The organism is Halalkalibacter lacteus (genome assembly GCF_036663595.1).
In the GTDB taxonomy this organism is placed as follows: domain Bacteria; phylum Bacillota; class Bacilli; order Bacillales; family Bacillaceae_D; genus Halalkalibacter; species Halalkalibacter lacteus.
This window is the reverse complement of the sequence record NZ_JAWRVL010000191.1, coordinates 1-274: the sequence shown is the minus strand read 5'-3', so window position 1 is coordinate 274 and position 274 is coordinate 1. Positions and strand designations below refer to the sequence as shown.

Below are 274 nucleotides of genomic sequence, written 5' to 3'. Positions count from 1 at the left end.
ATCCTGGGAAGGCATGAACTGTTCACCTTCTTTTTGCACAAACCCACCTCCAACCGAGTAATAGGTCTCCGCAATCGAATCGCCATTGGAGAAACCCGCCAGGAAACTCAAGGCATTCGGATGATAAGGCAGGGTTTCTGTGATAAGGAACTCTATATCCTCAGCAGGGTTAAAATCAACTTCATGCAGACCTCCCAGCAGCAGTTTTTTCATGGAGCTGATATCAGCCATCCTCGCATGAATATTTTCTACGGCGAATGTGACAGGATCTTCC

1 protein-coding gene is annotated in these 274 nt (G+C 47.1%); it reads right to left on the bottom strand.

From position 1 onward, the window contains the following. On the bottom strand, window positions 1-274 hold a 274-nt coding region (locus SAZ04_RS22030), incomplete at both ends, for a serine dehydratase beta chain (RefSeq protein WP_332699717.1).